Consider the following 23,185-nt stretch of genomic DNA (forward strand, 5'->3'; position numbering starts at 1 on the left):
CCGCTCGACCTCAGAACTGCGCGACGATCCGCTCGACGAACCAGAACATGCCGATCGCCGCGACGATCGCCCCGGCGACCAGCGTGGCCGGGTTCGCCGGGTTCGCCGCCGGCGTACGGCGAAGCAGCACGAGCAGCGGGAACGCGATCGCGATGATCGCCAGCTGCACCGCCTCGATGCCGAGGTTGAACGCGAGGAGGGAGCCGAGCAGCTCCCACGACCACTGCTCGTCGATGCCGAGCGCGCTCGCGAAGCCGAGCCCGTGGAGGAGTCCGAACGCGAAGACGACGGGCATGCGGAAGCGCGCCGGCACGTCGCGTCGGAAGAACACGGCGACGGCGGCCGCGACGATCGACAGGGCGATCACGGGTTCCACGATCGCGGCGGGCACGCTGACGAAGCCCATGCCCGCGAGCAGGAAGGTCACGCTGTGCGCGACGGTGAACGTCGTGGCGGTCACGATGATGCCGCGGAGGCTGCGGGCGCCGAGCAGCAGAGCGACGAGGAACAGGATGTGGTCGAGGCCGAACAGCAGATGCTCGGCGCCGAGCACGAAGAACTCACCGAGGTGCGGTGCCGCGGCACCGAGTTCGATCGTCGGCGAATCTGCCTTCAGCAGCCCGCTGCCGGCGACGTCGCCGAGATCCCACGTCACGAGCGTCTCGGTATCGTGCACGAACCCCTCGATGTCGGGGAACAGCGCACTCGACGCGGAGAGTGTCGCCTCCGTGCCTCCGCCGCAGTCGGCGGTGTAGTGGAGCACGGCGAACGCCCGGTCGTTCCGGTCGCGGATGCCGCCGGCACCACGTGGCTCGAGCACGCACCGATCACCGTCGGCGTCGATCGCGAACCGCTCGGTCACGTACTCGTCGACGGCGTCGGCGTTCTCGGCCAACTGCTCGATCTGCTCGTCACGATCAGTGGCCTCGTACGCCTCGGCGTACAGCCACGCCGATTTCATGAGCAGGTCGTACTCGAGCTCCAGCTCGACGACGACCGTCGCGCCCGAGCGCTCGACGTCGGCGGCGGCTGAGGTCGTGGCGTCGTGCGCGGCGGCCGGCGCTGCCGGCAGCATGACCGGGAGCACGACGGCGAGCAGGATGGTGCCGATCGCCGCCGCGGTCCGAGCGAACGGACCACGGCGGCGGGGTTGGTCGTACGTCATCCGGCTGCTGGCTCACTCGGCTGGAAGTACGGGAAGAGGGGCGAGCCCTCGTCCCACACGCCGGGCTTGCCCGTGGCATCCTTCGTGATGAACACCGCCGGCTCCGAGGCGGTCTCGCCGCCGCCCGCCGAGCGCGCGGTGACGATCCACCCGTACGCGTTGCCTGGCTTGCGCTTCGGCCAGTCCACCGTGGCAACCTCGCCGGAGGCCACGGTCGCCTCGCCGATCACCGCGGTCGGCGCGTAGATGGCGACCGAGTCGGTCTGGAAGCTCGTCGTGCGGCTCGTGAGGTCGACCGGCAGCACCATGTTGTCTTCGGTGCCGTCGTAGCGATGCCGGTCGTCGTACTCGGTCGCACCGAACTCGTCGAGCAGCGGCGAGTAGGTGTCGACGTTCATGATGCCCCGGTCGACGTCGAACTGGAGGAGCCGGAAGAAGCTCGCGCCGAACTGCAGCTGGTCGGTCGGCTGGTAGCCGCCGATCTCGGTGAGACCGAGCCGGTCGGCTGCGACCGTGTAGAACTGGTAGTCCGCGAGCAGCTCGACGACCCCATGATCGATCTCGCCGACGTGCGGCTTCACGTTGGTACCGACGCCGTGCTCGTGGCCCGCGAGGATCAGGAACACGTTGGCGTTCTCCTTCACCACCGTGTTGTACAGCATCGAGCCGTCGGGCGCGGAGAACGGCGCGTTCCGACCATCGGGCTGGGTGCTCGGCGCGAGGTAGTCGTGCGAGAGCAGGATGCCGTTGCGGCCGGGGAACTGCGCGAACACGTTGCTCGCCCACTCGGCCTCTTCACGCGTCACGCCGTACGAGAGGCCGACCACGACGAAGTCGAGGCCGCCGGCCGAGAACAGGTCGTAGTGATTCTGGTTGTCGCCCTCCTGCCACGGTCCGCCGTACTCGGCCTGCTCCCAGCCGGTTGCGGCGGCGCTGTAGCGGTCGGGACCGTAGTAGCGGTTGAAGATCGCCTCCGCGCCGTTCTCGGTGCCTGACTGGTTGTCGTGGTTGCCCGCGATGACGCCGTTCGGAATGCCGGCGCCGTCGAGCACGCCCTGCTGCTTCGACGACACTTCGAACTCGCCGACGACCTGCTGCGCGAGCTCCTCGGTAGCCGGCTTGCGGATGTTGTTCTCGATGATGTCGCCGGTGTGCGCGACATACGAGATCTTGCGCGACTCGGCGTTCTCGGCGATCCAGTCGACGACGCCGGAGTACGCCGACTCCCAGACTGCGCGCTCCTCGGGCGTCTCCTGCTCGACGGCGCCCTCCGAGATGTACTGGGTATCGGTGAAGTGCGCGATCGAGAAGTCGTAGCTCGCGGGATCGGCGAATCCGTTGGGGTCACCCGCGACGAGGTCGTCGGCGAACGGATCCTCGCCGGTGACCATGACGTGCACTCGCCGTCCATCGAGGTAGCGGTCGTCGACATCGGCGGTGAGCACCGTGTCGCCTTCGGCTGCGCCGCGGGCGCTGCTCAGCACGTCCCAGGTACCGGCCGCGACGTTCCAGGCCCGAAGCGACGCGAGACGGTCGGGGTCGATGATGCCGGCCCACCGCAGCACCGGCGCCCGCACATGGCCCTTGACCATCACGTCGAAACGCTGGAATGCGACATCGCGCGATGCTTCGGTGTCGAGCGTGAGTCCGTCGCCCGGCTCGAGGGGCGATGGGCCGTGGACCTTCTGCTCGCCTTCGACCTGCAGCGTCGTCGGCACACCATCGGAGGTGCCTTGCCAGACCTGGTTCGGGGTGAGGATCTCAGCCTCCGAGAACGTCGCAGTGACCTCGCCGCCATCGGGCTCGGCGACGCGTGCCGAGAGACTGACGGTGTCACCGATATCCGTGGCGCCGGAGGCGGGGGCCAGCTCGACCGGGACATCCGGAATGCCGGCGGAGGTGAAGACGATCTCACGAGTGGCCGCAGTGCCGAGCCCGTCGACCGCGGTCACCGCGATCGTGTGCTCGCCGGCGCTGAGGCCGGGCCCGATGGGCTCGGCGAGCGCCACGGCGGTGCCGTCGAGCGTGACCTCGGGTCCCGACAGGATTCCGGAGGCGTCGTCGATCTGCACGTCGAGGGCCACCGTCGAAGTGATGGTCTCACCGGCCGCGGGAACGCTCGACACCACAGCGGGGCCGGAGTTGTCGGTGACGAACGCACGCGTCGCCACCTCGCCGGTGGTGGATGCCGCGGCGATCGTGTGCTCGCCGTCGGCGAGGGTCGTCGTGTCGAGATCCGCCCGAAGCCCCTGCTGCGACCCGTCGACCGAGAACTCGAAGCCGGCCCCCTGGAGCAGGTTGGGGTTCGTGCCGCAGCTGCCGTCGCCCATGGCGTACGACGGCTTCAGCCCGATGCCGGCCGCAGTGCCGACTGCCGGTGTCAACGCGAGCTTCGAGATCGTGAAATCGTCGAGATTCACGCCGCACGCCGAGTCCACGCCGCCGAGCACGAGCTCGATGGTATTGGCGCCCGGCCGCAGCCATTCGTTCGGGAAGACCACGTCGACGCGACTGCTGACGTAGTCGCCGCCGAGCTCCTGCTTCATGCCGTTCACGAGCAGGTAGCTGCGGTAGCGCGCCTCGATCGAGTTCGACCCGACGTTGAAACTGAGCGCGGCGTCGCCCGACCCGAGCGTCGGTACGGCCCCCACCTCGGCGTCGTCGACGGTGAGGGAGGCGACGCCGCCGTCGGCGCCGACCGGTTGCGTCGCGAAGATCTGCTGCACGCCCTTGGCGATCGTGCCATCGGCGGGTGTCACGGATGGCGCCCCGGCCGGTGCGTTGTTCACGGTGACGGTGCTCGTGGCGCTCGCGCCCGACGCGGTGGTCGCCACGATCGCGTGCTGGCCGTTCTCGACGGTCGTCGTGTCGAGCTCGGCGGCGAGTCCGGTCGTGCCCTGGGGGTCGCCGAGCACGAAGAACGAGAGCTCGGCGTCGAGGCGCAGCGAGGTGTTCGACCCGCAGTTGCCGTCGCCGAAGGAGTAGCTGTACTCGTTCTCTTCGCCGTCGGCGATCTCACCGAGCAGCTCGAGGCCGATGTTCGAGAGCACGAAGTCGTCGTGGTTGGTCCCGCACGAGGTCTCGATCGTGCCCGTGACGAACTCGATCGAGTTCTCACCCTGCACGAGATATTCGTTCGGGATCTCGAGGTCGACCCGCTCGTCGACGATGTCCCCGAGGTCGATGCGGTGGTCGCCGTTCACGAGCACGTGGTTGCCGTAGCGGGCCTCGGCCCCGTTCGACCCGACGTCGAAGCGCAGGTACGAGACGCCGACCGTCGACGTCGCGTCGAGTTCGGCGCCGTCGAGCGTGAGGCTCGTGACGTCGTCATCGACGACGACCGGGGTCGACGCGATCGTCGCGACGCCCTCGAGGAACGCGCCGGATGCCGGAACGAGTTGCGGTGGCGACGCCGGCGGTTGCGGCGGCTTCGGCGTCGGCTTGGGCTTGGGTTTGGGCTTCGGCTTCGCGGTAGCAGCTGTCGCTGCGGTCGTATCGGCGACTGCGGCAGCGACGGTGCCTGCGGACGGCGCGACGACCGCGGCCTGCGCCGGAGCCGGAGCGGTCACCAGCCCTCCCCCGAGCACCGCGGCGATCGCCAGGGCGATCACCCCCGTCGATGAACCGCTGACCCTGCCCCGCGTGTTCCTCCACCGCATACCCGTACACCCTCTCTGGCGTCGCCGTACCCGACCTCGCAGCATCCGCGAGGTGATCCCGGTGACACGCTGGCGGGGCAGGGTGAACAGTCGGGGTTCGCAAGCCGACGAGTCAGCGACGGAATGCCGAACGGTCGCCACCCGCCGCCGAAGCCGCCGCCACCGCTTCCGCTTCCGCTTCCGCTTCCGCAGAAATGTCCGACAAACGTCGAAGAGGTCGCGGTCCCTTGCTCAGCGCAGCCCAGCCGCCGGCATGACCTCGCCCTCGAGCGTGCGCACCCAACGGTCCCCCGTCGCCCTGAACTCCGCATGCGTCGCGAACCGGTAGTGGTAGGCGCGGGCGCGTACCCAGCGAGGCGGAGCCCCGTCGAACGGGTCGTGCGCGAGCAGCGCGAGCGTCGGGGCATCCGCTTCGAGCAATCGCAGGAGGAAGACCTCGAACCACGGTTCCCACATACGCCCCAGCGGCAGGAACCACATGAGCCAGTCGAGCCGCAGATGGTACGGAGCCCACTGCCGCGGCACGGCGCTCAGCGCTCCGGGTTTGCCCTTGAAGCCGTACTCGCGCCAGTCGGCGTCGTCGTCGGGGTCGCCTTCGAGCGTGCCCTCGACGACGATCTCGATGCGCCGCTTCGTCACCGTGCCGAACGCACCGTAGGCGTTCACGAGCATCCAGCGGTTGAACGACGCGTTCATGAGCTGACGGCGCGAGAAGAGGTTCTTGATCGGCCAGAAGCTCAGCACGACGAGCAGGGCGGATGCCGCGAGCACCACGATCGCCCACCAGAGCGGCGTCGCCGCGGCATCCGTGCCGAGTTCGACCGGAATCGCCGGGATCAGCCAGTGCCAGGCCGAGTCGGTGATGGCGGATGCCGCGAGCACGACCGTGATCCAGTTGAGCCACGCGAAATTGCCGGTGACGATGAGCCAGAGCTGCGTGAGGATGACGATCGCCGCAGCCGCCCCGCCCACCGGCCCCGGCACGAACAGCAGGAAGGGCACGACGAGCTGCGCGAAGTGGTTGCCGAGCACCTCTCCGCGATGGAACCACGCGGGCAGCAGGTGCGCCTGGCGACTCAGGGGGTTCGGCATGGGCTGCGTCTCGTGGTGGTACATGAGCGCGGTGAGGTCGCGCCACTCGCGCCCGCCGCGGATCTTGATCATGCCGGCACCGAATTCGAGGCGGAACACGAGCCACCATACGGCGACGATGATCGTGACGGGCGGCGGCGACGCGTTCGAGCCGAGGAACGCGACCGTGAAGAGCGCCTCGCAGAGCAGCATCTCCCAGCCGAAGCCGTAGAAGGTCTGGCCGACGTTCACGATCGAGAGATAGCCGATCCAGAGCGCGAGGAAGACGAGCATCGGCAGCCACGGCGGGCCGAGCTGTGGAAGCCCGAGCACGACGGATGCCGCGAGCACGAGCCCCACGACGGCGAGCGCCACGAGCCGCCGATCGGTGTAGCCCCAGCGGAAGAGGCTCGGCCCGCGCAAGCGCGGCGCGAGGCGGAGCAACTCGGGCACGGGCAGGAAGCCGTGCTCGCCGAGGAGCGCCCGGAACTGGTTCAGCGTCGACAGGAACGCGACGAACGCGAGCGCGCCGACTCCGCGCTGCAACACTTGGCGCGCAACCTCGTAGTCGCGCGCGTCGAACCAGTCGAGCCAGTCCACACCCTCACGCTACGCCCGCCATCGTTCGTCGAGTAGCGCCCGACGAAGGAGGACGCCGTGCCCACCACCGTTCGTCGAGTAGCGCCCGACGAAGGAGGACGCGTATCGAGACGCCCCCGAGAAGGTCTCGATACGATCGCTTCGCTCACTACTCGACCAACGAATGCCGTCCCCGCCACCGCTCGTCGAGTAGCGCCCGACGAAGGAGGACGCGTATCGAGACGCCCCCGAGAAAGGTCTCGATACGATCGCTTCGCTCACTACCCGACCAACGAATGCCGTCAGCGGATGCCGAAGCGCTCGCGCAGTGCGAGCTTCGCCGCGAACCAGCCGTTCATGCCGTGCACGGCCGGCCCGGGCGGTGTCGCGCTCGAGCAGAGGTAGACGCCGTCGACCGGCGTGCGCCACGGCGCGGTCGAGACGACCGGCCGTTTCACGAGTTGCGCGAACGTGAGCTCACCGGCGTAGATGTCGCCGCCGAGGTAGTTCGGGTTGTACCGCCCGATCTCCGCCGCCGAGCTCGCCGCGGAGGCGAGCACGACGTCACGGAATCCTGGAGCGAACCGCTCGACCTCGGCCGTCACGAGTTCGGTCGCGTCGAGCGTCGAGCCGGCCGGCACGTGCGTGTACGCCCAGAGCACGTGCTTGCCCGCCGGCGCACGGCTCGGGTCGGCGACGGTCGGCTGGGTGACCAGCACGTACGGATGTCGCGCCGCCCCGCCGCCCGCACCTCCGGCCTGCACCCCGGGCTGGAACCCCCGCGACACCGCGTTCTCGGCGGCGGCGATCTCGGCCCTGCTGCCGCCGAGGTGCACCGTCGGCGCGAGCCCGACCTCGGCATTCGCCCACGGCACCGGGTCGCTCAGCGCGAAGTCGACCTTCGCGACTCCCGATCCGTAGCGGTAGCGACGCAAGGCGCGCGCGTATCGCGCGGGAAGCTCGGCCGTGAAGAGCAGCTCGGGCGAGGTGTCGAGCAGCACCGCGCGCGAGCCCGCCACCTCCGAGAGGGAGGTCACCGCGGCATCCGTCACGATCTCACCGCCGCGCGCGACGAGCTCGTCGGCGAGCGCGTCGGCGATCACCTGAGATCCGCCGACGGGCAGTCCCCATCCGACGCCGTGCCCGTGCATCGCGAGCAGCAGGCCCGCGCCCGCCGAGGCGAGCGAGGGCATGCCGCCCGCGGCATGCGAAACGGTCCCCGTGAAGAGGGCGGGTGCGACGTCGTCGCGGAAGCGCGTGTTCCATGCCGCTGTGCCCTGCTCGAGGGCGCGCAGCCCGAATTGCACGGCGGCGATCGGGTCTCGTGGCACACGCAGCAGTTGCGATCCCGTGAAGTCGACGACGCCGCGACTCCGCGCGAGAAGCGGCGCGATCAGCTGCCGCCACGCCGGCCCGTCGCGGCCGAGGCCCTCGACGGTTCGGTCGAGATCACGCCAGGCGAGGCCGGCTCGGCCTCCGTCGAGCGGGTGCGCGTACGACAGCTCGGGCACGATCCACTCGATGCGATCGAGCAGACCGAGCTTCTTGAACACCGGCGAGGCGAGCCCGGCCGGATGCACCGCTGAACACACGTCGTGCCGGAACCCGGGCAGCGTGAGCTCGGCGGTGCGCAGCCCGCCGCCGATCGTGGGCGCGGCCTCGAGCACGCGCACCGAGAGCCCGGCGCGGGCGGCGAGCACGGCGGCGACGAGCCCGTTGGGCCCGCTGCCGACGACGGTGACGTCGGTCATGCGCTCAGGTCGATCATGCGACACGTCATTGGTTCAGAACGAGTTGAGGTAGACCCATGGCAGACGATCCATCATGAGTCGGTGCCGGTTGCCCTCGGCGTCGGGGGCGTCGTCGGGCACGGCCGGCTCGCGATCGCGGATCTCCTGCTCGTCGGCGTACTCGTCGTCCTCCTGCCACACGATCGTCGATCCGCCGTGCCTGACCTTCGCCACGTACGGTCGCACCTCGCCACTGCGCAGTTCGGCGAGCGCTTCGTCGACGGATGCCGCGTGCGCCAGGCCGTGCAGGGTGACCCAGGTGGGCGGCCAGAGCGTCATCGAGCCGGCGGTGTGGCGATCGAGTGCGTCGACCGGGCGCAGCCACTCGGCGGCGGCGACCTCGTCGGGGGCGAGTCGCAATTCGCCGTCGGGCACCCGCACTGCGAAGAAGGTCGTGGTGAGCTGCTTGGGTGCGCCCTTCGGCGGCGTCCAGTGCGAGAACGGCACGAGCTCGGCTGGGTCGAGCACGAGGCCGACCTCTTCACGCGTTTCGCGCACGGCGGCGCGGCGAGCGGCGTCGATTCCGTCGATGGGGTCCCCAGCGGCATCCGTGTCGTCGACTGCGCCACCCGGGAAGACCCACGCACCGGCGAACGAGCCCCGATCGCGGGGTCGCTCGGCGAGGAGCACCTCGAGCCCGCGCTCGCCGTCGCGCAACAGCACGACGGTCGCAGCCGACCCGGTGGTCGCCGGGGCGGTCAAGGATTCGAGATCGCTGTCCATGCCCTCAGACTAGGCCGCGGAGTGCGATGGCGCACCGCTCGCCTACGCCCCCGCCGAGCCGCGGGATACACTGCCCGGATGGATCAGGATGCCGGCCCCGGCGAGCGCGTGTCGACGTTCGCCGGGCTCGTGCTCGCGCCCAACGCCGGGCCGATGACCCTCGATGGCACCAACTCCTACGTGCTGCGAGCGCCGGGTTCGGCGGGTGTCGTCGTCGTCGACCCGGGCCCTGCCGATGCCGCGCATCTCGCGGCGCTCGCGAGCACCGGCCCCGTCGAGCTCGTGCTCGTCACGCACCACCATGCCGATCACACCGAGTCGCTCGAAGCGTTCCATGCGATGACGGATGCCCCGGTGCGCGCGATCGACCCGGCTCTCTGCCTCGGCGGGGCGCCGCTGGCCGACGGCGAACGCATCCACGCCGCCGGACTCGAGATCGAGGTGATCGCGACCCCCGGCCACACGGCGGACTCGGTGTGCTTCGCCCTCCCCGCCGACGTCGTTGCAGGTGAGACTGCGGTCGCGTCTGCCGGCCCGACCGGAACCGTGCTCACGGGCGACACGATCCTCGGCCGCGGCACGACGATCATCGCCGATCCCGACGGCGCCCTCGGCCCTTACCTCGACTCGCTCGAACGCCTGCGTGCCGCCGGCATGCCGGGGCCCGTGGGGGTGCTGCCCGGTCACGGACCCGCACTCCCCGACCTCGCCGCGATCTGCGATGCCTACCTCGCGCACCGCGCCGAGCGACTCGAGCAGGTGCGCGCCGCCCTCCGCACGCTCGGGGCCGGCGCCTCGGCGGGCGCCGTCACCGACCTGGTCTACGCAGACACGGATGCCTCGGTGCGAGGTGCAGCCGAGGCATCCGTTCGAGCGCAATTGGCCTACCTGCGCAGCGCCGGCTGACTCAGGCGGCCCGCGCGGGGGTCAGGCGACGAGTGCGAGGCCCGCGTTCCAGCCGACCTTCTCCTGCACGGCGAGCGTGAGCTGCAGGAAGCCGATGGACTCGAGTTCGCGCGCCCGCGAGAGGCGGCCCGCGTCGACCGCCACCACGCCGCCCGCCCGCACGACCTCGGCGAGTGCCTGCTTCGCGGCGTCGTCGTCGCCGGCGATGAGCACGGTGGTGGGGTTCGAGCCGACCGACCTCGATGCCAGGGTGGCGGCGAAGTTCGTGTTGAAGGCCTTGAGCACCTTCGAGTCGGGCAGAGCGGCGGAAAGCTCGCTCGCCGAGGAACCGTCGGCCGGCACGACGAGTCCGTCGAAGGTCTCGAAGTTCAGCGGGTTCGTGATGTCGACGACGATCTTGCCGGCGAGTTCGGCGCCGCGTGCGGCCACGATCTCGGCGAGGGCGGGGTGCGGCACGGCGAGCACCACGATGTCGCCGGTGATCGGCTCGGCTGTGTCGCGGCCGACGTACTCGACGGTGTTTCCCCCAGCGGCCACGATGCCTCCGATGGCCGTACCCATGTTGCCGTTTCCGATGATGCTGACGGTCGTCATGTTGATCCTCTCGGCGCCGTTCGACGCGATTACTTGTTCCGACAACCATCACCATACGCGCTATCAGTTGTTGCGTCAACTAATGCGATAGACTCCCCGCATGACGGATGACACCCGGTGGCTCGCCTCCGAAGAATCCGCCGCGTGGGTGCGCCTCGTGGCGCTCGCCGAGCTGCTCCCCGGCGCCCTCGACGCGCAGCTGCTCCGCGACGCGGGGCTCACTCACTTCGAGTACGCCGCCCTCATGGCCCTCGCCCAGGCGCCCGGCCGCACCATGCGCATGACCGCACTCGCCTCGGCCACGAACGCGACGCTCCCCCGACTCTCCCACGTCGCCCGCCGACTCGAGGAGCGCGGACTCATCGAGCGCTTCCCCTGCCCCGAAGACCGCCGGGCGACGAACGCCAAGGTCACCGATGCCGGCCTCAGCCTGATCGCCGAGGCCGCCCCTGGCCACGTCGAGACCGTGCGAACGAAGGTGCTCGACGCGCTCGCACCCGAGCAGCTCGAACAGCTCTACGACATCGCCGGCGCCGTGCTCGCACGACTCGACCCCGACGGGCGGCTCGCTGCGACCTCATGCCAGTTCAGCGAGGGCCCCGTCACCCCCGCCACCCCCGTCAACTGACCCGCGCCGTTCCGCGCGTCCCTTGACCCACACACTCCCGCGCCCCCATCACTCGCCGATGCGGTCTACCCGCGCATCGAGAGTGCGCTAGATGTCGGAATCCGGCGCCGAAAACGACCGTTGGCGCACTCTCGACGGGCGGCGGGCGCGACGGGCGGCGGGACGACGGGCGGCGGGACGACGGGCGCGATGCGCGCGGTGGGCGCGCGGTCGGAGGGTAGTGACGATGTGCACTCGGGAACGCGTGCTCAGCGCGGCTCGTAGGTGAGGCAGTCGGCGTCGTCGCTCCCGGGCCCGATGCGAACGGATGCCGCGGTGCACTCCAGTGACGAGTTGTGCACGCACTCCGCACGTTGACACGCCCCGACGTGCGTCACGACCTTGTCGAGTCCGCCCTTCTTTCCGAGCGGGATGAACGTGGCGCACTCGGCATCGCCGACGGAGCCGCCGATCGTGACCGCGGCCGCGTGGCAGTGGGAGTGGTCGTTGTAGGAGCATCCGGCCACCGAGCATTCGGCGACGGCGGGCAGTTCGTCGAGCGTCATGCTCATGGTGACCTCCAGTGCGGTGCGCGGCTGTTCGTTGGGGCGATAGTACGCCCGCGCGTGTCGGCCGCGCAGCATCTCCGGGACGAGTTTCCGCAGATCATCGCCACTTTCTTCTGAGGCGTGGCTTACCTATCCACCAGCCGGGTCCGAATGTCGGAGGGGTGCGGGAGGCTACCTCCATGGCATCCGACGACTTCGAATTCCTCTACGGCGCGTGGCACGTGCGCAACCGCAAACTCCGCGACGTCACCGACCCCGACTGCACCGAATGGGTCGAGTTCGATGCGACCGCCGAGGTGTACCCGATCCTCGACGGCTTCGGTCACATCGACCGCATGAGCGTGCCCGAAGCGCCCGATGGCGGTGCGTTCGAGGGGTTCACGCTGCGCCTGTACGAACCCGACGCCGATCTCTGGCGCATCTGGTGGAGCTCCACACGGTTCCCCGGAGTGCTCGACACCCCCGTCGAGGGCCGGTTCACCGACGGTCATGGCGTGTTCGAGGCCGACTTCGAGCTCGGCGGTGCGCCCGCGCGCGAACGCTTCGAGTGGCTGACGAGCGACCCCGAGCATCCGCACTGGCAGCAGTCGTTCTCGCTCGACGGGGGTGCGAGCTGGCAGCCGCCGAACTGGCACATGCACCTGACGCGCCGCGCGTCGTAACTCAGCACATGCCCTGACACCCGCCTGCCAGAGCAACCGCGGCTCGGCTCAGCTCAGCTCAGCTCACCGCGGGTCACCGCGGCTCAGCTCAGATCACCGCGGGTCACCGCGGCTCACCCCACGTCATCTCAGCTCACCCCAGGTCACCCCAGATCACCGCGTGACGGTGCCCATGCGGCTCGCGATCGGCTTCAGTACGGCGGGGCGCACGGCGAACCAGCCCGCGACCAAGACCACGAGCGAGACCGCGAAGATGCCGAACCCGAGCCACGATGCGTCATCGCGGCTCGCGTACATCGCATCGAGGTTGCGCAGCGCGCCGGTGGTGAAGACGAGCGTGACGTGCACGATGACGAACACCACGAACACGAGCATCACGGGGTAGTGCACCGCACGCGCGAGCGAAGCCGGGTAGACCCGGTTCAGTCGCCCGGCGCGCTGCGGCCACACCGACGAGAGACGCAGCCCCGTGATCACGGCGAGCGGAGCCACCACGAAGACGATCACGAAGTAACTGAGCAGCTGCAGGCTGTTGTAGTTCACCCACGCGTGCTCGATCGGCCAGTCGAGCGAGGCGAATTGCAACCCCGCCGACACGGCGTTCGGCCAGATGTCGGCGCTCGTCGGCACGATGCGCATCCATTGCCCGGTCGCGAAGAGCGCCGCGATGAACACGATTCCGTTGAGCACCCAGAGCACGTCGACGGCGTAGTGCAGCCAGAGGTAGATGCCGATCTTCCACGGCGGGTTCTTCGTGCGCACGAGACCCTCGTTATTGCGGACCCAGCGGGCCGGCGGCCGGCCTCCCTTGCGCAGCAGCAGCCCCGACCGCACGAGCAGCACGAGGAAGAACCCGTTGAGGAAGTGCTGCCACCCGAGCCACGCCGGAATACCGACGGGCGCGCCCTCGGGCAGCGGGGTCGTGCCCGGGTACCGCGTGATGAAGTCCTGCACCGACGGTTGCGCCCGCAGCCAGATCGCACCGAGCACGACGGCGGCGAGCAGCGTGACCCCGACGAGTACCGCCCAGACGAACGGCAGCCACCCACTGCGCCGACGGGTCGCGTGATGCGCGGTCGGGTCGGTCAGACGGGTCACCGACACATTTTGTCACGAGGGCCGGTGCGACCGCCGACCACTGCGTCCCAGTGGCGCATGGATGCCGCAGCACCAACGCAGTCCGGTGCAGCGGCACCCGGGCAGCGCTGCCCTGAGCGGCTCTGCTCAGGGCAGCTCCGCTCACGGCAGCACTGCTGTGAGCGGCATCCGCCCCACCGGTGACGGCCCGCACGCACGCTGGATGCATGAGCGATAACGACTCCCCACCGATCCAGCCGATCGACGCCGAACTCACGAAGCGCCTCTTCCACGAGCGCATCATCGTGCTCGGCGACAGCCTCGACCAGCAGGTCGGCAACCGGCTCTGCGCGCAGCTCGTCACGCTCGCGGCCGATGACCAGCGCCGCGACATCCGCTTCTGGATCAATTCGCCCGGCGGCTCGGTCTCCGCCATGCTCGCGATCGCCGACCTCATGCGGTCGATCCCGAACGACGTATCGACGATCGCCGTCGGCATCGCGGCGAGCGCGGGGCAGTTCCTCCTGAGCGCCGGCACGAAGGGCAAGCGGTTCGCACTGCCGCACGCACGCATCCTGATGCACCAGGGCTCGGCCGGCATCGGCGGCACCGCCGTCGACGTCGAGCTGCAGGCCGACGACCTGCGCTACACCCGAGACACGGTGCTCGGCATCACAGCCGAGAACACCGGCCAGCCGATCGAGCGCATCGCCGAGGACTCCTTGCGCGACCGCTGGTACACCGCCACCGAGGCCGTCGACTACGGCTTCATCGACCGCATCGCCGACGGCTTCGGCGAGATGTTCCCACAGGGACGCGATCCCCAGGTCGGACTGCAGGCGCAGACCGGATTGCGAGTGCCGGCATGAGCAGCTACACGATCCCCTACGTCGTCGAGAAGCGCGGCAACAGCGAGCGTTCGCTCGACGTCTACAGCCGCTTGCTCTCGGACCGCATCGTCTACCTCGGCACCGAGATCGACGATGGCGTGGCGAACGTGCTCATCGCACAGTTCCTGCATCTCGCCTCGGAGTCGAGCGAGACGCCCATCAGCCTGTACCTGAACTCCCCCGGCGGCTCGCCCGGCGCTGCGCTCGCGGTGTACGACACGATGCGGCACATCCGGCCGGATGTCGCGACGACGTGCGTCGGCCAGGCGGGCGGGCCGGCCGCGGTGCTGCTCGCCGGTGGAGCGAAGGGGCAGCGGGCGATCCTGCCGCACGGGCGGGTCATCCTGCACCAACCGTCGACGCAGGGGCGCGGCACGATCCCCGACCTCATCCTGCACGCCGACGAGGTGGTGCGCGTGCGGGCCGAGCTCGAGGCGGCACTCGCCGCCGACACCGGTCGCGACGCGGCGACGCTCCGGCACGACACCGACCGCGACCTCATCCTGCCGGCGAGCGCAGCGGTCGAGTACGGGCTCGCCGACCACGTGCTGACGACGCAGGTCGAGGTGGCGGCGTCGCGGGGTTACGCGGCGAGCAGGTAGGCGCCGGGCTCGGCGGGCGCGTACAGCCCGCCGGGCATGACGACGGCCAGCGGATGCTCCGCAGCCGCGCCGACCGGATCGACCACGTGGATCGTGTCGACGTGGTCGACTGCGTCGACCACGTCGGCCCGGAAGGCGAACGACGCCTCCACTCGCAGCAGCTCACGCCGCTCGGCTTCGCGTCGCTCGGCTTCCTGCCGCTCGGCGAGCAACGAGCCGACACGGTGCACGACGTCGACGAGCTCGAGTCCGAGCGACTCGGCGACCGAGCCGAGCACCTCTGACGAAGCCTCCTTGCGTCCGCGCTCGATCTCGGAGAGGTACTGCGGCGAGACACCGGCGGTCGCTGCGACCTCCGTCAGGATCCGCTCCTGGCCGAGTCGTTCGCCGCGCAGCACCTCGCCGAGCGCGTGTCGCCACAGTGGCTTCGGTGCATTCGGCTTCGCCGCGCTCGGCTCCGTGGCGCGTCGGTCAGTGGCCCGTGTGAACTCGACGACCTTGCCCATGGCCCGAGGTTAGCCGCGGCATCCGCTCGCCGTCAGGCCGATCCGCTCAGAGCAGAACGCATCGACCCTGCTCGGTCACGCCGGCGGGTTGGCGGGATCGACCGTCTCGATCGTGTCGGCCTCGACGGCGTTGTCGGCATCGAGGTCGTTCGGGTCGTCACCCTGCGATGCTCCGTTCCGGGCGGCGTCTGATTCGGCCGTCTCCGTGTCGTCGGCCGCGTTGCGCTGCTCGGCGTCGAGGTCGTTGGCACTGGTGTCGACGATGCCCCGAGCTTCGTGTCGTCGTGTCGTATCTCGTGGATCGGTCATGATGCCTCCGCGGTAGGGATGCATCCAGCGTGAGCGGGGTCCGCGGCATCCGTCAAGAGCTTGACGTGGCGCCGAATTCGTTCATCGAACTGAGCTACGCCGCTGGCAGCCGCGGGCGCTCTTCACCGTGCGGGTGAGCCCGAACGCCCGCAACTCGATCATGCTCGGCTGAACGCGACGCGCTGCGATGCTGGCGCTCGAGCCCGCCCGCGGGCAGAATGAACCCACTGACGTGGAGGTGCACGATGACGATTGATGCAGTGCTGTGGTCGATTCTCGGAACGTTCATGACGGTCGGCGGGGTGCTGCTCCTCGCGGCACTCTGGTCGCTCATCCGCCGGCCACGCGAGCACTGACCCGGCGCGAGGCCGTGCGCGGCAGCGCTCGCTCAGCCGAGGGCGTCGGCGATCGGCGTGCCGCCGCCGTTGAACCGGATCGTGCGGCGCGCCGTCTGCGCGCGGTGCAGCACTTCGGCTGCGACCGCGGCGACATCCGCTCGGTCGACGGTACGACTCTCGGATGCCTCGGTGTCGATGCGTCCCGTGCCGTCGCCGTCGGTCAACCGGCTGGGGCCGAGAATCGTCCAGTCGAGTGTCGTGGTCGCGAGGTGTTCGTCGGCCGCCGCCTTCGCCTCGGCGTAGGCGTGGAACGAGTTGTCCTCGGGCACCGTGTGGTCGGGCGATTCGAAGTACGACACCATCACGTAACGCCCAACGCCCGCGCGTTCGGCCGCGGTCATCGACCGGATCGCGGCGTCGCGATCGACGGCGTACGTGCGTTCGGGACTGCCGCCGCCGGCACCGGCCGACCAGACCACGGCGTCGTGTCCGTGCAGCAGTTCTGCGAGCGAATCGGTGTCGAGCTGCTCGATGTCGGCGACCACCGGATTCGCTCCGGTCGCCTCGACGTCGGCGGCGTGATCGGCGTTGCGGATGATCGCGTCGACGTGGTCGCCACGCTCGGCGAGCAGCCGTTCGAGTTTCAGAGCGACCTTGCCGTGGCCCCCGATGATGATGATGCGTGCCATGTGCTGCTCCTTCACGTCGTGCAGTCCACGCTACCCCCGACACGCGACGACTCGGGCGGCGAGCGATGCCGGTGACGAGCGCGGGTCTGCTGCTGTTCCGCGAGTCACCCGGGCTCGAGGTGTTCATCGCGCATATGGGAGGGCCGTTCTGGGCACGGAAGCAGGCCGGCGCCTGGTCGATTCCGAAAGGCGAGTACGCCGACGATGAAGCGCCGCTCGCGGCGGCGCAGCGCGAGTTCGCCGAGGAGATCGGCAGGCGAGCGCCCGAGGTCGACGTCATCGATCTCGGCGACTTCCGGTATTCATCGGGCAAGCGCGTACGCGTGTTCGCCGGCCGGGCGCAGGGCTTCGAGATCGCCGAGGTGGCTTCGAACACCTTCGAGCTCGAATGGCCGCCACGGTCGGGCCGGCTGCGCGAGTTCCCCGAGGTCGACGACGCGCGATGGGTGCCCGTCGCCGAGGCGCGCGAACTGCTCGTCGCAGGCCAGCGCCCCGCGCTCGACGCGCTCCGGGCGCACCTCGACGCGCAGCACGAGTGAGCGCGGCATCACGGCGATCACGCTCACGGTGTTCAGGCCATCGCGTCGATGATCCCGTCGACCCACTCGGGCACCACGTGGCTCGCGGGGCCGTGCCGCACCTCGTCGAAGAGCATCGTGATCTCGCTCGGTGCGAGGTTCATCTCGACGGTGCGCGCGCCGTACTCGGCGGCCGTCGAGACGAACCCGGCAGCCGGATACACGGCGCCCGAGGTGCCGATCGCGGCGAAGACGTCGCACGCGACGAGCGCGCGCTCGATGCGGTCGAGCTCGTAGGGCATCTCGCCGAACCAGACGACATCGGGGCGCAGCATCCGCTCGCCGCAGGCCCGGCACTGCGGCCATTCGATGAGGTCGGCCGCGACGGGCGCCCGGCCGCCGCAGGCGGCGCAGAGCGTCGAGCCGAGCTCGCCGTGCATGTGCACGACACCGCGTGACCCTGCACGCTCGTGCAGGTCGTCGATGTTCTGCGTGACGATCAAGAGCTCGTCGTCGGGTCGGTCGTCGAGGCGCTGTTCGAGCCGTACGAGCGCGTCATGGGCGGGGTTCGGTGCGACCGTCGCGACCGCGTGTCGTCGCGCATCGTAGAACCGCTGCACGGTGTCGGGGTCACGTTCGAACGCCTCGGGAGTCGCGACATCCTCGACGCGATGGTTCTCCCACAGCCCGCCGGCGTCGCGGAAGGTCGCCACCCCGCTCTCGGCGGAGATGCCGGCTCCGGTGAGCACCACGATTCGCATGCACCCAGTACATCGCACCCGCGTGCGCCGCGCGCGCCGCGCCGGTTCTTCCTCCCCGACCCGCGATCGGCGAGGATGAGGGCGTGCCCGGGCAATCGCTGACCGACATCGCCGAGGAGCTGTACGCGCAGCTGCCCGATGCGTTCACCGCGGCGCGCAACGAGCTGGCGAAGTCGGTCGCCGCCGACGATCGCGAATTGGCGGCCGGCATTCGCGAGCTGCGTCGCCCTTCGCCTGCGGCATGGCTCGTGAATCAGCTCGTACGGCAGCGCGCAGACCAGGTCGACTCGATCATCGATCTCGGTGCCGAACTCCGCGACGCCGGCGACGACCTCGACGCCGGCACGCTCGCGCAATTCGCCCGGCAGCGGCGCCAGCTCGTCTCAGCACTCGCTCGCGACGCCGGCGAGCTCGCCGAGTCGCTCGGCAACCCGGTGCGCAGCCCGGTGCTCGATGAAGTCGCCCAGACGATGCAGGCGGCGATGTCGGATGCCGCTGCCGCCGCTGCCGTGCGCACCGGACGCCTCGTTCGCGGCCTCGAGGCCGTCGGCCGCGAGGTCGATCTCGATGGGGCGGTTGCCGGCGGCGATGCGGATGCCGCGTTGGGCGTGCCCGGCGGCAGCGAGAGCGGAGCGGACAGCGGAGGCGCCGGTGGACGCGCCGACGGAGGCACCGGTTCGAGGGCGGCGACGCGAACCCGATCGGCAGAGCAGGAGCGCGCGGAATCGGCACGACGCGATGCGCGAGAGCGCGACGCGCGCGAGCGGGCCGAACGTGCAGCGGAGGAGGCCGATGCGCGAGCAGCGGAGGCCGAACGCTCGCTCGACGAGCTCGAGCAGCGCATCGCGGCGCTCAGCCGACTGATCGACGATCGCGCCGAGCAGCGCGACGACCTCGAGAAACGGCTGCGCGAGGTCGAGACCGAACTCGGCGATGCCGAGCGCGAACTCCGCCCGCTCAGCCGGGAGCACGACCGCGCGGCCCGGTCGGCGAGCGAGGCTCGCGCCGCAGCCGATGAGGCGCAGGCCGCGCTCGAGTGACGGGCCGCAACCACAACTCGGAGTTCGGGACGTGCGCGTGCATCCACGACGCGTGCGCCGGCGGGATCAGTCGATCCCCCTCGCCCTGCACGAGCAGCACGGGCGCTGACACCTCGGCGAGGTCGAACCCCCACGGCGAGCACCGGGTCGAGCCGTCATCGACTACCGCGAGTTCCCGGGCCGCACGCACCGCCTCGTGAGCCGAGACGGTTGGCCGGAGATCGCCGAGTACGCCCTCACGTGGGCGACCGAGCACGCCGAGGCAGTGGCGCGCACGGCGTGACCCCGCACGGCGTGACCCCGCACGGGACCACTCGAGTCGCACAGGACCGCGGATATCGCCGGTCCGGTGCGAGACGGGTGGTCCCGACGCGAACGGCGCGGATGCTCCGGCTCCGCGCCGTCGCCATGTCAGTCGCTGGACTGATCGAGCAGATCGGCGAGGTACGGCGTGATGTCGACGGCCTCGGTGGGCGGCAGCGAAACCGCCGCGGGGTCGATGGAGTTCGCAGGCATTCGATTCCCTTCGTGCGCGGGTGCGCGCACTCAGGAATGTCCGGCAGCCGACCCTCGGTTCCCGGGTTGTGGACGAATGGCGCTCAGCGCTCGATCGAGTCCTGTCCACCGGAACCGCGGCGCGCGAACACGCTTCGCAGCACGAAGTACACGATCACGGCGACAATGGCGACGATCACGAGCTTGCCGATGAACCAGAGCAGGCTGAACAGCACGTCGACGAGGAACCAGGCGATGACGACGGCGACGATCACGCCGATGACGGTCCAAACGGTGCGGCTCATGGTTCAAGGGTAGTCGAGGGCGACGGATGCCTCGCGGCGAGCGCGACCCGACCCGGCGCGAGCCCGACCCGGCACGACTCGAACGGCGACGCCGTCAGGGCGCATGCCCGTCGAAGAGCAGCGTCGGCACGGGGCCGAACGGCATCGAACGCACTCGGAGCGGGCGCACGTCGTCGCCCACGAACCCCGCATCGGCAAGCGCCCGCCCGGTGTCGCGGTCCCAGTGGCATCCGTGGCAGAACCTCGCCGTGAACGGCGTCGCGACGCGCTGCAAGGCGCGCTTGGCGGTGCGCTGAGGCGCAGCCACGTGATCGATGAACACCACCCTGCCGCCGGGCGCAAGCACGCGCCGCACCTCGGCGAGCGCGACCGCGGGGTCGTCGACCGAGCACAGCACGTAGGTGGCGACGACGGCGTCGACCGAGTGGTCGGGCAACGGAATGGTCTCCGCCCGCGCGTCGAGCGGCGCGGCGTGGTGACCCCACTCGCGGGCTCGCGTGGCGAGCTCGGCCCGCCGCGCGGCATCCGGTTCGAGGCCGACCCAGTCGACGTCGGGATGCATCGCACCGAAGTTCTCGCCCTCCCCCGCGCCGATCTCGAGCACCCGGCCACGCACGCGACCGACGAACTCGCGCTCGAGGTCGTCGAGTTCGTCGTCGTCGATGAGGCCGGATGCCGCGGCCGGGCGTCGTTGTTCCATGCCGCCATGCGAGCACGTCGGCGGGCCCGCGTCAACTCACCGGCGTAGTCTCACTCGCCGGCGTGGTCTCACTCGCCGGTCGACGCGACCACTGCGACGGCAGCCGCCGAGTTCGCCTGTACGACGAGCAAGGCGAATCCACTCAGCGCGAGCCCGAGGGCGGGCTGGGCGAGCACGACCATCGCCCAGACCGCGACGACGACGAGCGAGAGCACGCTCAGCACGGGCCGCCGCACGGCCACGACGAGTCCGGCCCTCGCGGCGGCGAGAGCGCCCACCCGTTGCGGCCCGGCGATCAGCACGAGCGCATGCAGTGTGCCGACCACGGCGAGCGCGGCGACCACCACGGTGACCGGACCGATGAGCGCGGCGAACGGCGAACCCCAGATCACGCCGATGTCGACGACGAGCACGCCGGCGAGGGCGAGGAAGCCCGCCCACACCGCGAGGGCGGGCAGCACGAGCGCGCGCCAGGCACGGAAGAAGTCGCGGAACGGCGCGACATCGCTCGCCGTCTTCGCGGCGCCGAACACCGTGAACGCCGCCGCGAACGCAGGCCCGATCGGCAGCGCGCACACGAGGAGGAACGGCCAGGCCTCGAGCGGGCGCGCCACGGAGACGAACGCGGCGACGAGGGGAAGAAAGCCCGCCGCCACCGCGCTGAGCCCCACGCCGAGCGCCAGGTACACGGTCTCGAAGGCCGTCTCGAACGCCGACGCCGACGGCGAGAACCGTCGCCGCAGCGGCCCGCCGGTCATCCCTTCAGCCCGCTCGTCGCGATGCCCTGGATGAAGTGCTTCTGCCCGAGCAGGAACACGATCACGATCGGCACGACCGAGATCACCGAACCGGTCATGATCATCGCGTACTGGGCGTCGAACTGGCCGACGAAGGAGCGGAGCCCGAGCTGCACCGTCCAGAGGTCGTTGCTCGTGAGGTAGATGAAGGGGCCCATGTAGTCGTTCCACACGCCGACGAAGGTGAGCAGGCCGAGGCTCGCGAGGGCGGGCTTCGACAGCGGCAGGATGATGCGGGCCCAGATGCCGTACTCGCTCATGCCGTCGATGCGGGCCGCCTCGCACAGTTCGTCGGGAATGGTCAGGTAGTACTGCCGCATCAGGAACACGCCGAACGCCCCGAATGCCTGCAGCAGGATGATCGAGAGGTGGGTGTTCACGAGGCCGGCCTGCTGCATCATGATGTACTGCGGAATCATGTACGCCTGCCACGGCACCGCGATCGTCGCGATGTAGGCGACGAAGAGCACGTCGCGACCCGGGAACTTGAGCTTCGCGAACCCGTACGCGGCGAAGCTGCCGGTGACGAGCTGCAGGAACGTGATCACGATCGCGAGGAACAACGAGTTCTTCAAGTAGTTCGCAAGCGGGATCCTGCTCCAGATGTCGACGTAGTTCGACCACACGAACTCGGTCGGGATCCACTGCGTCGGGATCTGGAACACCTGGTTGTCGTGCTTCAGCGACGAGGAGATCATCCAGAAGAAGGGCACGAAGACGAGCCCCACGACGATGACGAGCAGCACGTAGAGCAGTACCTTGCGTGCGGTCGGCGTCGCGCCGCCGCGTTGCGGCCGCCGACGGCCGACGGCCGGTTGGGGTGCGGTGAACGCCGCCGTCGCAGTGGTCTCGAAGGGGCCGAGCCTGCTCTCCTCGTCGATCCGGGTGTCGGTCATCATCGCTCCTTCCGCTTCTGCAACGTGAATTGGGCGGCGGTGAAGGCGAGCACGATCACGAACAGCACGAGCGCGATCGCCGAGGAGTAGCCGAACCGGTTCTGCACGATGCCCTCGCGGTAGATGAGCTGCGACAGCACGGTGGTGGCCCGCCCCGGCCCGCCGTCGGTCATGACGACGATCAGGTCGAAGACCTTGAAGCTCGAGATCGTGATCATCACGAGCACGAAGAACGTCGTGGGCCGAAGCGACGGGATCGTGACGTTCCAGAAGCGCTGCCAGGCGTTCGCGCCGTCGACCTCGGCGGCTTCGTAGTACTCGGTCGGGATCGCCTGCAGCCCGGTCAGGTAGAGCACCATGTAGTACCCCATGTCGCGCCAGACGCTCGTGATGATGACCGCCGGCATCGCCCACGCCGAACTCGTCGTCCAGCCGGGCGGGTCGGTGACGCCGAGGAATTCGAGCACCTGGTTGATCGGGCCCGCGGTCGGGTTGAAGAGCATGTTCCAGACGACGGCGACCGCCACGAGCGAGGTGACGTAGGGGAAGAACATGGCCGTGCGGAAGAAGCCGAGCCCCCGGAGTTTGCGATTCAGCAGCAGGGCGAGACCCAGTGACGCGGCCATGGTGAGCGGGATGTGCCCGAGGGCGTAGTACGCGGTGTTGCCGAGGGCGATCCAGAACGACTGGTCGCCCACCATTCGCTCGAAATTGTCGAGGCCGACCCACTCGGGCGGGGTGAACGAGTCCCACTCCATGAACGCCAGCACGAACGCCCCGGCCATCGGCACGAGGGTCAGCACAGCGAAGCCGAGGAAGTTCGGCAGGATGAAGCTCCAGCCGACGGCGATGTCGCGACGCTTTCGCTTCGCTCGCTCGCGCGTCGCGACCCGCTGCGGTGCGGGGGCGGTGACAGCCATGATGGTCCTTCCAGACG

Annotated in this window: 24 protein-coding genes; 7 read left to right on the plus strand and 17 right to left on the minus strand. The window is 69.8% G+C overall.

Annotated features, from left to right (window positions below; genetic code table 11):
- Positions 1-10 precede the first annotated feature (10 nt).
- From AC1C2S_RS03120 to AC1C2S_RS03140, 5 genes are all read right to left on the minus strand, one after another.
- Positions 11-1,165, minus strand: a complete 1,155-nt coding sequence (locus tag AC1C2S_RS03120; protein WP_495351074.1) for a HupE/UreJ family protein — start codon at positions 1,163-1,165, stop codon at positions 11-13.
- A complete protein-coding gene (locus AC1C2S_RS03125; RefSeq protein WP_495351075.1) occupies positions 1,162-4,824 on the minus strand; it encodes a metallophosphoesterase in 3,663 nt (1,220 codons plus the stop codon). The genes AC1C2S_RS03120 and AC1C2S_RS03125 overlap by 4 nt, the downstream gene beginning before the upstream one ends.
- A 231-nt stretch (positions 4,825-5,055) precedes the next feature.
- Positions 5,056-6,495 (minus strand): lipase maturation factor family protein, encoded by a 1,440-nt coding sequence (locus tag AC1C2S_RS03130; protein WP_495351076.1) that lies wholly within the window; start codon positions 6,493-6,495, stop codon positions 5,056-5,058.
- A gap of 281 nt (positions 6,496-6,776) precedes the next feature.
- On the minus strand, positions 6,777-8,225 hold the full coding sequence (locus AC1C2S_RS03135) for a phytoene desaturase family protein (RefSeq protein ID WP_495351077.1): 1,449 nt from the start codon (positions 8,223-8,225) through the stop codon (positions 6,777-6,779).
- Between the two features lie 33 nt (positions 8,226-8,258).
- Entirely contained in the window at positions 8,259-8,987 is a 729-nt protein-coding gene (locus AC1C2S_RS03140) for an NUDIX hydrolase (RefSeq protein WP_495351078.1), read from the minus strand.
- Between the two features lie 78 nt (positions 8,988-9,065).
- Between AC1C2S_RS03140 and AC1C2S_RS03145 the strand changes: the two genes are divergently transcribed.
- Complete coding sequence (locus tag AC1C2S_RS03145) at positions 9,066-9,893, plus strand: MBL fold metallo-hydrolase (protein ID WP_495351079.1); 828 nt, start codon at positions 9,066-9,068, stop codon at positions 9,891-9,893.
- A 21-nt stretch (positions 9,894-9,914) separates the two neighbouring features.
- On the opposite strand, the gene AC1C2S_RS03150 is transcribed toward AC1C2S_RS03145, so the two are convergent.
- Positions 9,915-10,487 (minus strand): NADPH-dependent F420 reductase, encoded by a 573-nt coding sequence (locus AC1C2S_RS03150; RefSeq protein WP_495351080.1) that lies wholly within the window; start codon positions 10,485-10,487, stop codon positions 9,915-9,917.
- 100 nt (positions 10,488-10,587) lie between these two features.
- On the opposite strand from AC1C2S_RS03150, the gene AC1C2S_RS03155 reads away from it, so the two are divergent.
- Positions 10,588-11,115, plus strand: coding sequence for a MarR family winged helix-turn-helix transcriptional regulator (locus AC1C2S_RS03155; protein WP_495351081.1), 528 nt, complete (start codon positions 10,588-10,590; stop codon positions 11,113-11,115).
- Between the two features lie 248 nt (positions 11,116-11,363).
- On the opposite strand, the gene AC1C2S_RS03160 is transcribed toward AC1C2S_RS03155, so the two are convergent.
- Positions 11,364-11,666: a DUF1540 domain-containing protein gene (locus AC1C2S_RS03160; RefSeq protein ID WP_495351082.1), complete on the minus strand. Its 303-nt coding sequence runs from the start codon at positions 11,664-11,666 to the stop codon at positions 11,364-11,366.
- 176 nt (positions 11,667-11,842) lie between these two features.
- On the opposite strand from AC1C2S_RS03160, the gene AC1C2S_RS03165 reads away from it, so the two are divergent.
- Positions 11,843-12,325 carry a hypothetical protein gene (locus AC1C2S_RS03165; protein ID WP_495351083.1) on the plus strand — a complete coding sequence of 161 codons (483 nt, stop codon included), beginning with the start codon at positions 11,843-11,845 and terminating at the stop codon, positions 12,323-12,325.
- Positions 12,326-12,478: 153 nt separating this feature from the next.
- Here AC1C2S_RS03165 and AC1C2S_RS03170 read toward each other — a convergent pair whose 3' ends face one another.
- The gene (locus AC1C2S_RS03170) at positions 12,479-13,414 is read right to left on the minus strand and encodes a cytochrome b/b6 domain-containing protein (protein WP_495353185.1); all 936 of its coding nucleotides are present in this window, start codon (positions 13,412-13,414) and stop codon (positions 12,479-12,481) included.
- A 215-nt stretch (positions 13,415-13,629) separates the two neighbouring features.
- On the opposite strand from AC1C2S_RS03170, the gene AC1C2S_RS03175 reads away from it, so the two are divergent.
- Both AC1C2S_RS03175 and AC1C2S_RS03180 read left to right on the plus strand, forming a co-directional pair.
- A complete protein-coding gene (locus AC1C2S_RS03175; RefSeq protein ID WP_495351084.1) occupies positions 13,630-14,271 on the plus strand; it encodes a ClpP family protease in 642 nt (213 codons plus the stop codon).
- Complete coding sequence (locus AC1C2S_RS03180) at positions 14,268-14,894, plus strand: ClpP family protease (protein ID WP_495351085.1); 627 nt, start codon at positions 14,268-14,270, stop codon at positions 14,892-14,894. The genes AC1C2S_RS03175 and AC1C2S_RS03180 overlap by 4 nt, the downstream gene beginning before the upstream one ends.
- Here AC1C2S_RS03180 and AC1C2S_RS03185 read toward each other — a convergent pair.
- The 3 genes from AC1C2S_RS03185 to AC1C2S_RS03195 all read right to left on the minus strand — a co-directional run bounded on the left by AC1C2S_RS03185 (position 14,876) and on the right by AC1C2S_RS03195 (position 16,736).
- Positions 14,876-15,400, minus strand: a complete 525-nt coding sequence (locus AC1C2S_RS03185; protein ID WP_495351086.1) for a helix-turn-helix domain-containing protein — start codon at positions 15,398-15,400, stop codon at positions 14,876-14,878. The genes AC1C2S_RS03180 and AC1C2S_RS03185 overlap by 19 nt on opposite strands.
- 75 nt (positions 15,401-15,475) lie before the next feature.
- On the minus strand, positions 15,476-15,709 hold the full coding sequence (locus AC1C2S_RS03190; RefSeq protein ID WP_495351087.1) for a hypothetical protein: 234 nt from the start codon (positions 15,707-15,709) through the stop codon (positions 15,476-15,478).
- A 388-nt stretch (positions 15,710-16,097) separates the two neighbouring features.
- Positions 16,098-16,736 carry an NAD(P)H-binding protein gene (locus tag AC1C2S_RS03195; RefSeq protein ID WP_495351088.1) on the minus strand — a complete coding sequence of 213 codons (639 nt, stop codon included), beginning with the start codon at positions 16,734-16,736 and terminating at the stop codon, positions 16,098-16,100.
- 65 nt (positions 16,737-16,801) lie between these two features.
- On the opposite strand from AC1C2S_RS03195, the gene AC1C2S_RS03200 reads away from it, so the two are divergent.
- On the plus strand, positions 16,802-17,275 hold the full coding sequence (locus AC1C2S_RS03200) for an NUDIX hydrolase (RefSeq protein ID WP_495351089.1): 474 nt from the start codon (positions 16,802-16,804) through the stop codon (positions 17,273-17,275).
- A gap of 32 nt (positions 17,276-17,307) precedes the next feature.
- On the opposite strand, the gene AC1C2S_RS03205 is transcribed toward AC1C2S_RS03200, so the two are convergent.
- A complete protein-coding gene (locus AC1C2S_RS03205) occupies positions 17,308-18,015 on the minus strand; it encodes an NAD-dependent deacylase (protein ID WP_495351090.1) in 708 nt (235 codons plus the stop codon).
- 83 nt (positions 18,016-18,098) lie between these two features.
- Between AC1C2S_RS03205 and AC1C2S_RS03210 the strand changes: the two genes are divergently transcribed.
- Complete coding sequence (locus tag AC1C2S_RS03210) at positions 18,099-19,055, plus strand: transposase (RefSeq protein ID WP_495351091.1); 957 nt, start codon at positions 18,099-18,101, stop codon at positions 19,053-19,055.
- A gap of 599 nt (positions 19,056-19,654) precedes the next feature.
- Here the strand turns inward: AC1C2S_RS03210 and AC1C2S_RS03215 are convergent.
- The 5 genes from AC1C2S_RS03215 to AC1C2S_RS03235 all read right to left on the minus strand — a co-directional run bounded on the left by AC1C2S_RS03215 (position 19,655) and on the right by AC1C2S_RS03235 (position 23,168).
- Positions 19,655-19,855 (minus strand): hypothetical protein, encoded by a 201-nt coding sequence (locus AC1C2S_RS03215; protein WP_495351092.1) that lies wholly within the window; start codon positions 19,853-19,855, stop codon positions 19,655-19,657.
- 94 nt (positions 19,856-19,949) lie between these two features.
- Positions 19,950-20,555 (minus strand): class I SAM-dependent methyltransferase, encoded by a 606-nt coding sequence (locus AC1C2S_RS03220; protein ID WP_495351093.1) that lies wholly within the window; start codon positions 20,553-20,555, stop codon positions 19,950-19,952.
- 68 nt (positions 20,556-20,623) lie between these two features.
- On the minus strand, positions 20,624-21,313 hold the full coding sequence (locus AC1C2S_RS03225; RefSeq protein WP_495351094.1) for a YesL family protein: 690 nt from the start codon (positions 21,311-21,313) through the stop codon (positions 20,624-20,626).
- A complete protein-coding gene (locus tag AC1C2S_RS03230; protein WP_495351095.1) occupies positions 21,310-22,248 on the minus strand; it encodes a carbohydrate ABC transporter permease in 939 nt (312 codons plus the stop codon). Before AC1C2S_RS03230 ends, AC1C2S_RS03225 begins: the two co-directional genes overlap by 4 nt.
- On the minus strand, positions 22,248-23,168 hold the full coding sequence (locus AC1C2S_RS03235; RefSeq protein WP_495351096.1) for a carbohydrate ABC transporter permease: 921 nt from the start codon (positions 23,166-23,168) through the stop codon (positions 22,248-22,250). Before AC1C2S_RS03235 ends, AC1C2S_RS03230 begins: the two co-directional genes overlap by 1 nt.
- Positions 23,169-23,185 lie beyond the last annotated feature (17 nt).

The sequence above is a fragment of the Agromyces sp. Y782 genome (assembly GCF_059445405.1).

What these genes read in the sequence shown, in the direction of transcription:
- AC1C2S_RS03120 (WP_495351074.1), bottom strand. Translation starts at nt 1,165, where the DNA reads ATGACGTACGACCAACCCCGCCGCCGTGGTCCGTTCGCTCGGACCGCG.
- AC1C2S_RS03125 (WP_495351075.1), bottom strand. Translation starts at nt 4,824, where the DNA reads ATGCGGTGGAGGAACACGCGGGGCAGGGTCAGCGGTTCATCGACGGGG.
- AC1C2S_RS03135 (WP_495351077.1), bottom strand. Translation starts at nt 8,225, where the DNA reads ATGACCGACGTCACCGTCGTCGGCAGCGGGCCCAACGGGCTCGTCGCC.
- AC1C2S_RS03140 (WP_495351078.1), bottom strand. Translation starts at nt 8,987, where the DNA reads ATGGACAGCGATCTCGAATCCTTGACCGCCCCGGCGACCACCGGGTCG.
- AC1C2S_RS03145 (WP_495351079.1), top strand. Translation starts at nt 9,066, where the DNA reads ATGGATCAGGATGCCGGCCCCGGCGAGCGCGTGTCGACGTTCGCCGGG.
- AC1C2S_RS03150 (WP_495351080.1), bottom strand. Translation starts at nt 10,487, where the DNA reads ATGACGACCGTCAGCATCATCGGAAACGGCAACATGGGTACGGCCATC.
- AC1C2S_RS03155 (WP_495351081.1), top strand. Translation starts at nt 10,588, where the DNA reads ATGACGGATGACACCCGGTGGCTCGCCTCCGAAGAATCCGCCGCGTGG.
- AC1C2S_RS03160 (WP_495351082.1), bottom strand. Translation starts at nt 11,666, where the DNA reads ATGAGCATGACGCTCGACGAACTGCCCGCCGTCGCCGAATGCTCGGTG.
- AC1C2S_RS03165 (WP_495351083.1), top strand. Translation starts at nt 11,843, where the DNA reads ATGGCATCCGACGACTTCGAATTCCTCTACGGCGCGTGGCACGTGCGC.
- AC1C2S_RS03175 (WP_495351084.1), top strand. Translation starts at nt 13,630, where the DNA reads ATGAGCGATAACGACTCCCCACCGATCCAGCCGATCGACGCCGAACTC.
- AC1C2S_RS03180 (WP_495351085.1), top strand. Translation starts at nt 14,268, where the DNA reads ATGAGCAGCTACACGATCCCCTACGTCGTCGAGAAGCGCGGCAACAGC.
- AC1C2S_RS03185 (WP_495351086.1), bottom strand. Translation starts at nt 15,400, where the DNA reads ATGGGCAAGGTCGTCGAGTTCACACGGGCCACTGACCGACGCGCCACG.
- AC1C2S_RS03190 (WP_495351087.1), bottom strand. Translation starts at nt 15,709, where the DNA reads ATGACCGATCCACGAGATACGACACGACGACACGAAGCTCGGGGCATC.
- AC1C2S_RS03195 (WP_495351088.1), bottom strand. Translation starts at nt 16,736, where the DNA reads ATGGCACGCATCATCATCATCGGGGGCCACGGCAAGGTCGCTCTGAAA.
- AC1C2S_RS03200 (WP_495351089.1), top strand. Translation starts at nt 16,802, where the DNA reads ATGCCGGTGACGAGCGCGGGTCTGCTGCTGTTCCGCGAGTCACCCGGG.
- AC1C2S_RS03205 (WP_495351090.1), bottom strand. Translation starts at nt 18,015, where the DNA reads ATGCGAATCGTGGTGCTCACCGGAGCCGGCATCTCCGCCGAGAGCGGG.
- AC1C2S_RS03215 (WP_495351092.1), bottom strand. Translation starts at nt 19,855, where the DNA reads ATGAGCCGCACCGTTTGGACCGTCATCGGCGTGATCGTCGCCGTCGTC.
- AC1C2S_RS03220 (WP_495351093.1), bottom strand. Translation starts at nt 20,555, where the DNA reads ATGGAACAACGACGCCCGGCCGCGGCATCCGGCCTCATCGACGACGAC.
- AC1C2S_RS03225 (WP_495351094.1), bottom strand. Translation starts at nt 21,313, where the DNA reads ATGACCGGCGGGCCGCTGCGGCGACGGTTCTCGCCGTCGGCGTCGGCG.
- AC1C2S_RS03230 (WP_495351095.1), bottom strand. Translation starts at nt 22,248, where the DNA reads ATGACCGACACCCGGATCGACGAGGAGAGCAGGCTCGGCCCCTTCGAG.
- AC1C2S_RS03235 (WP_495351096.1), bottom strand. Translation starts at nt 23,168, where the DNA reads ATGGCTGTCACCGCCCCCGCACCGCAGCGGGTCGCGACGCGCGAGCGA.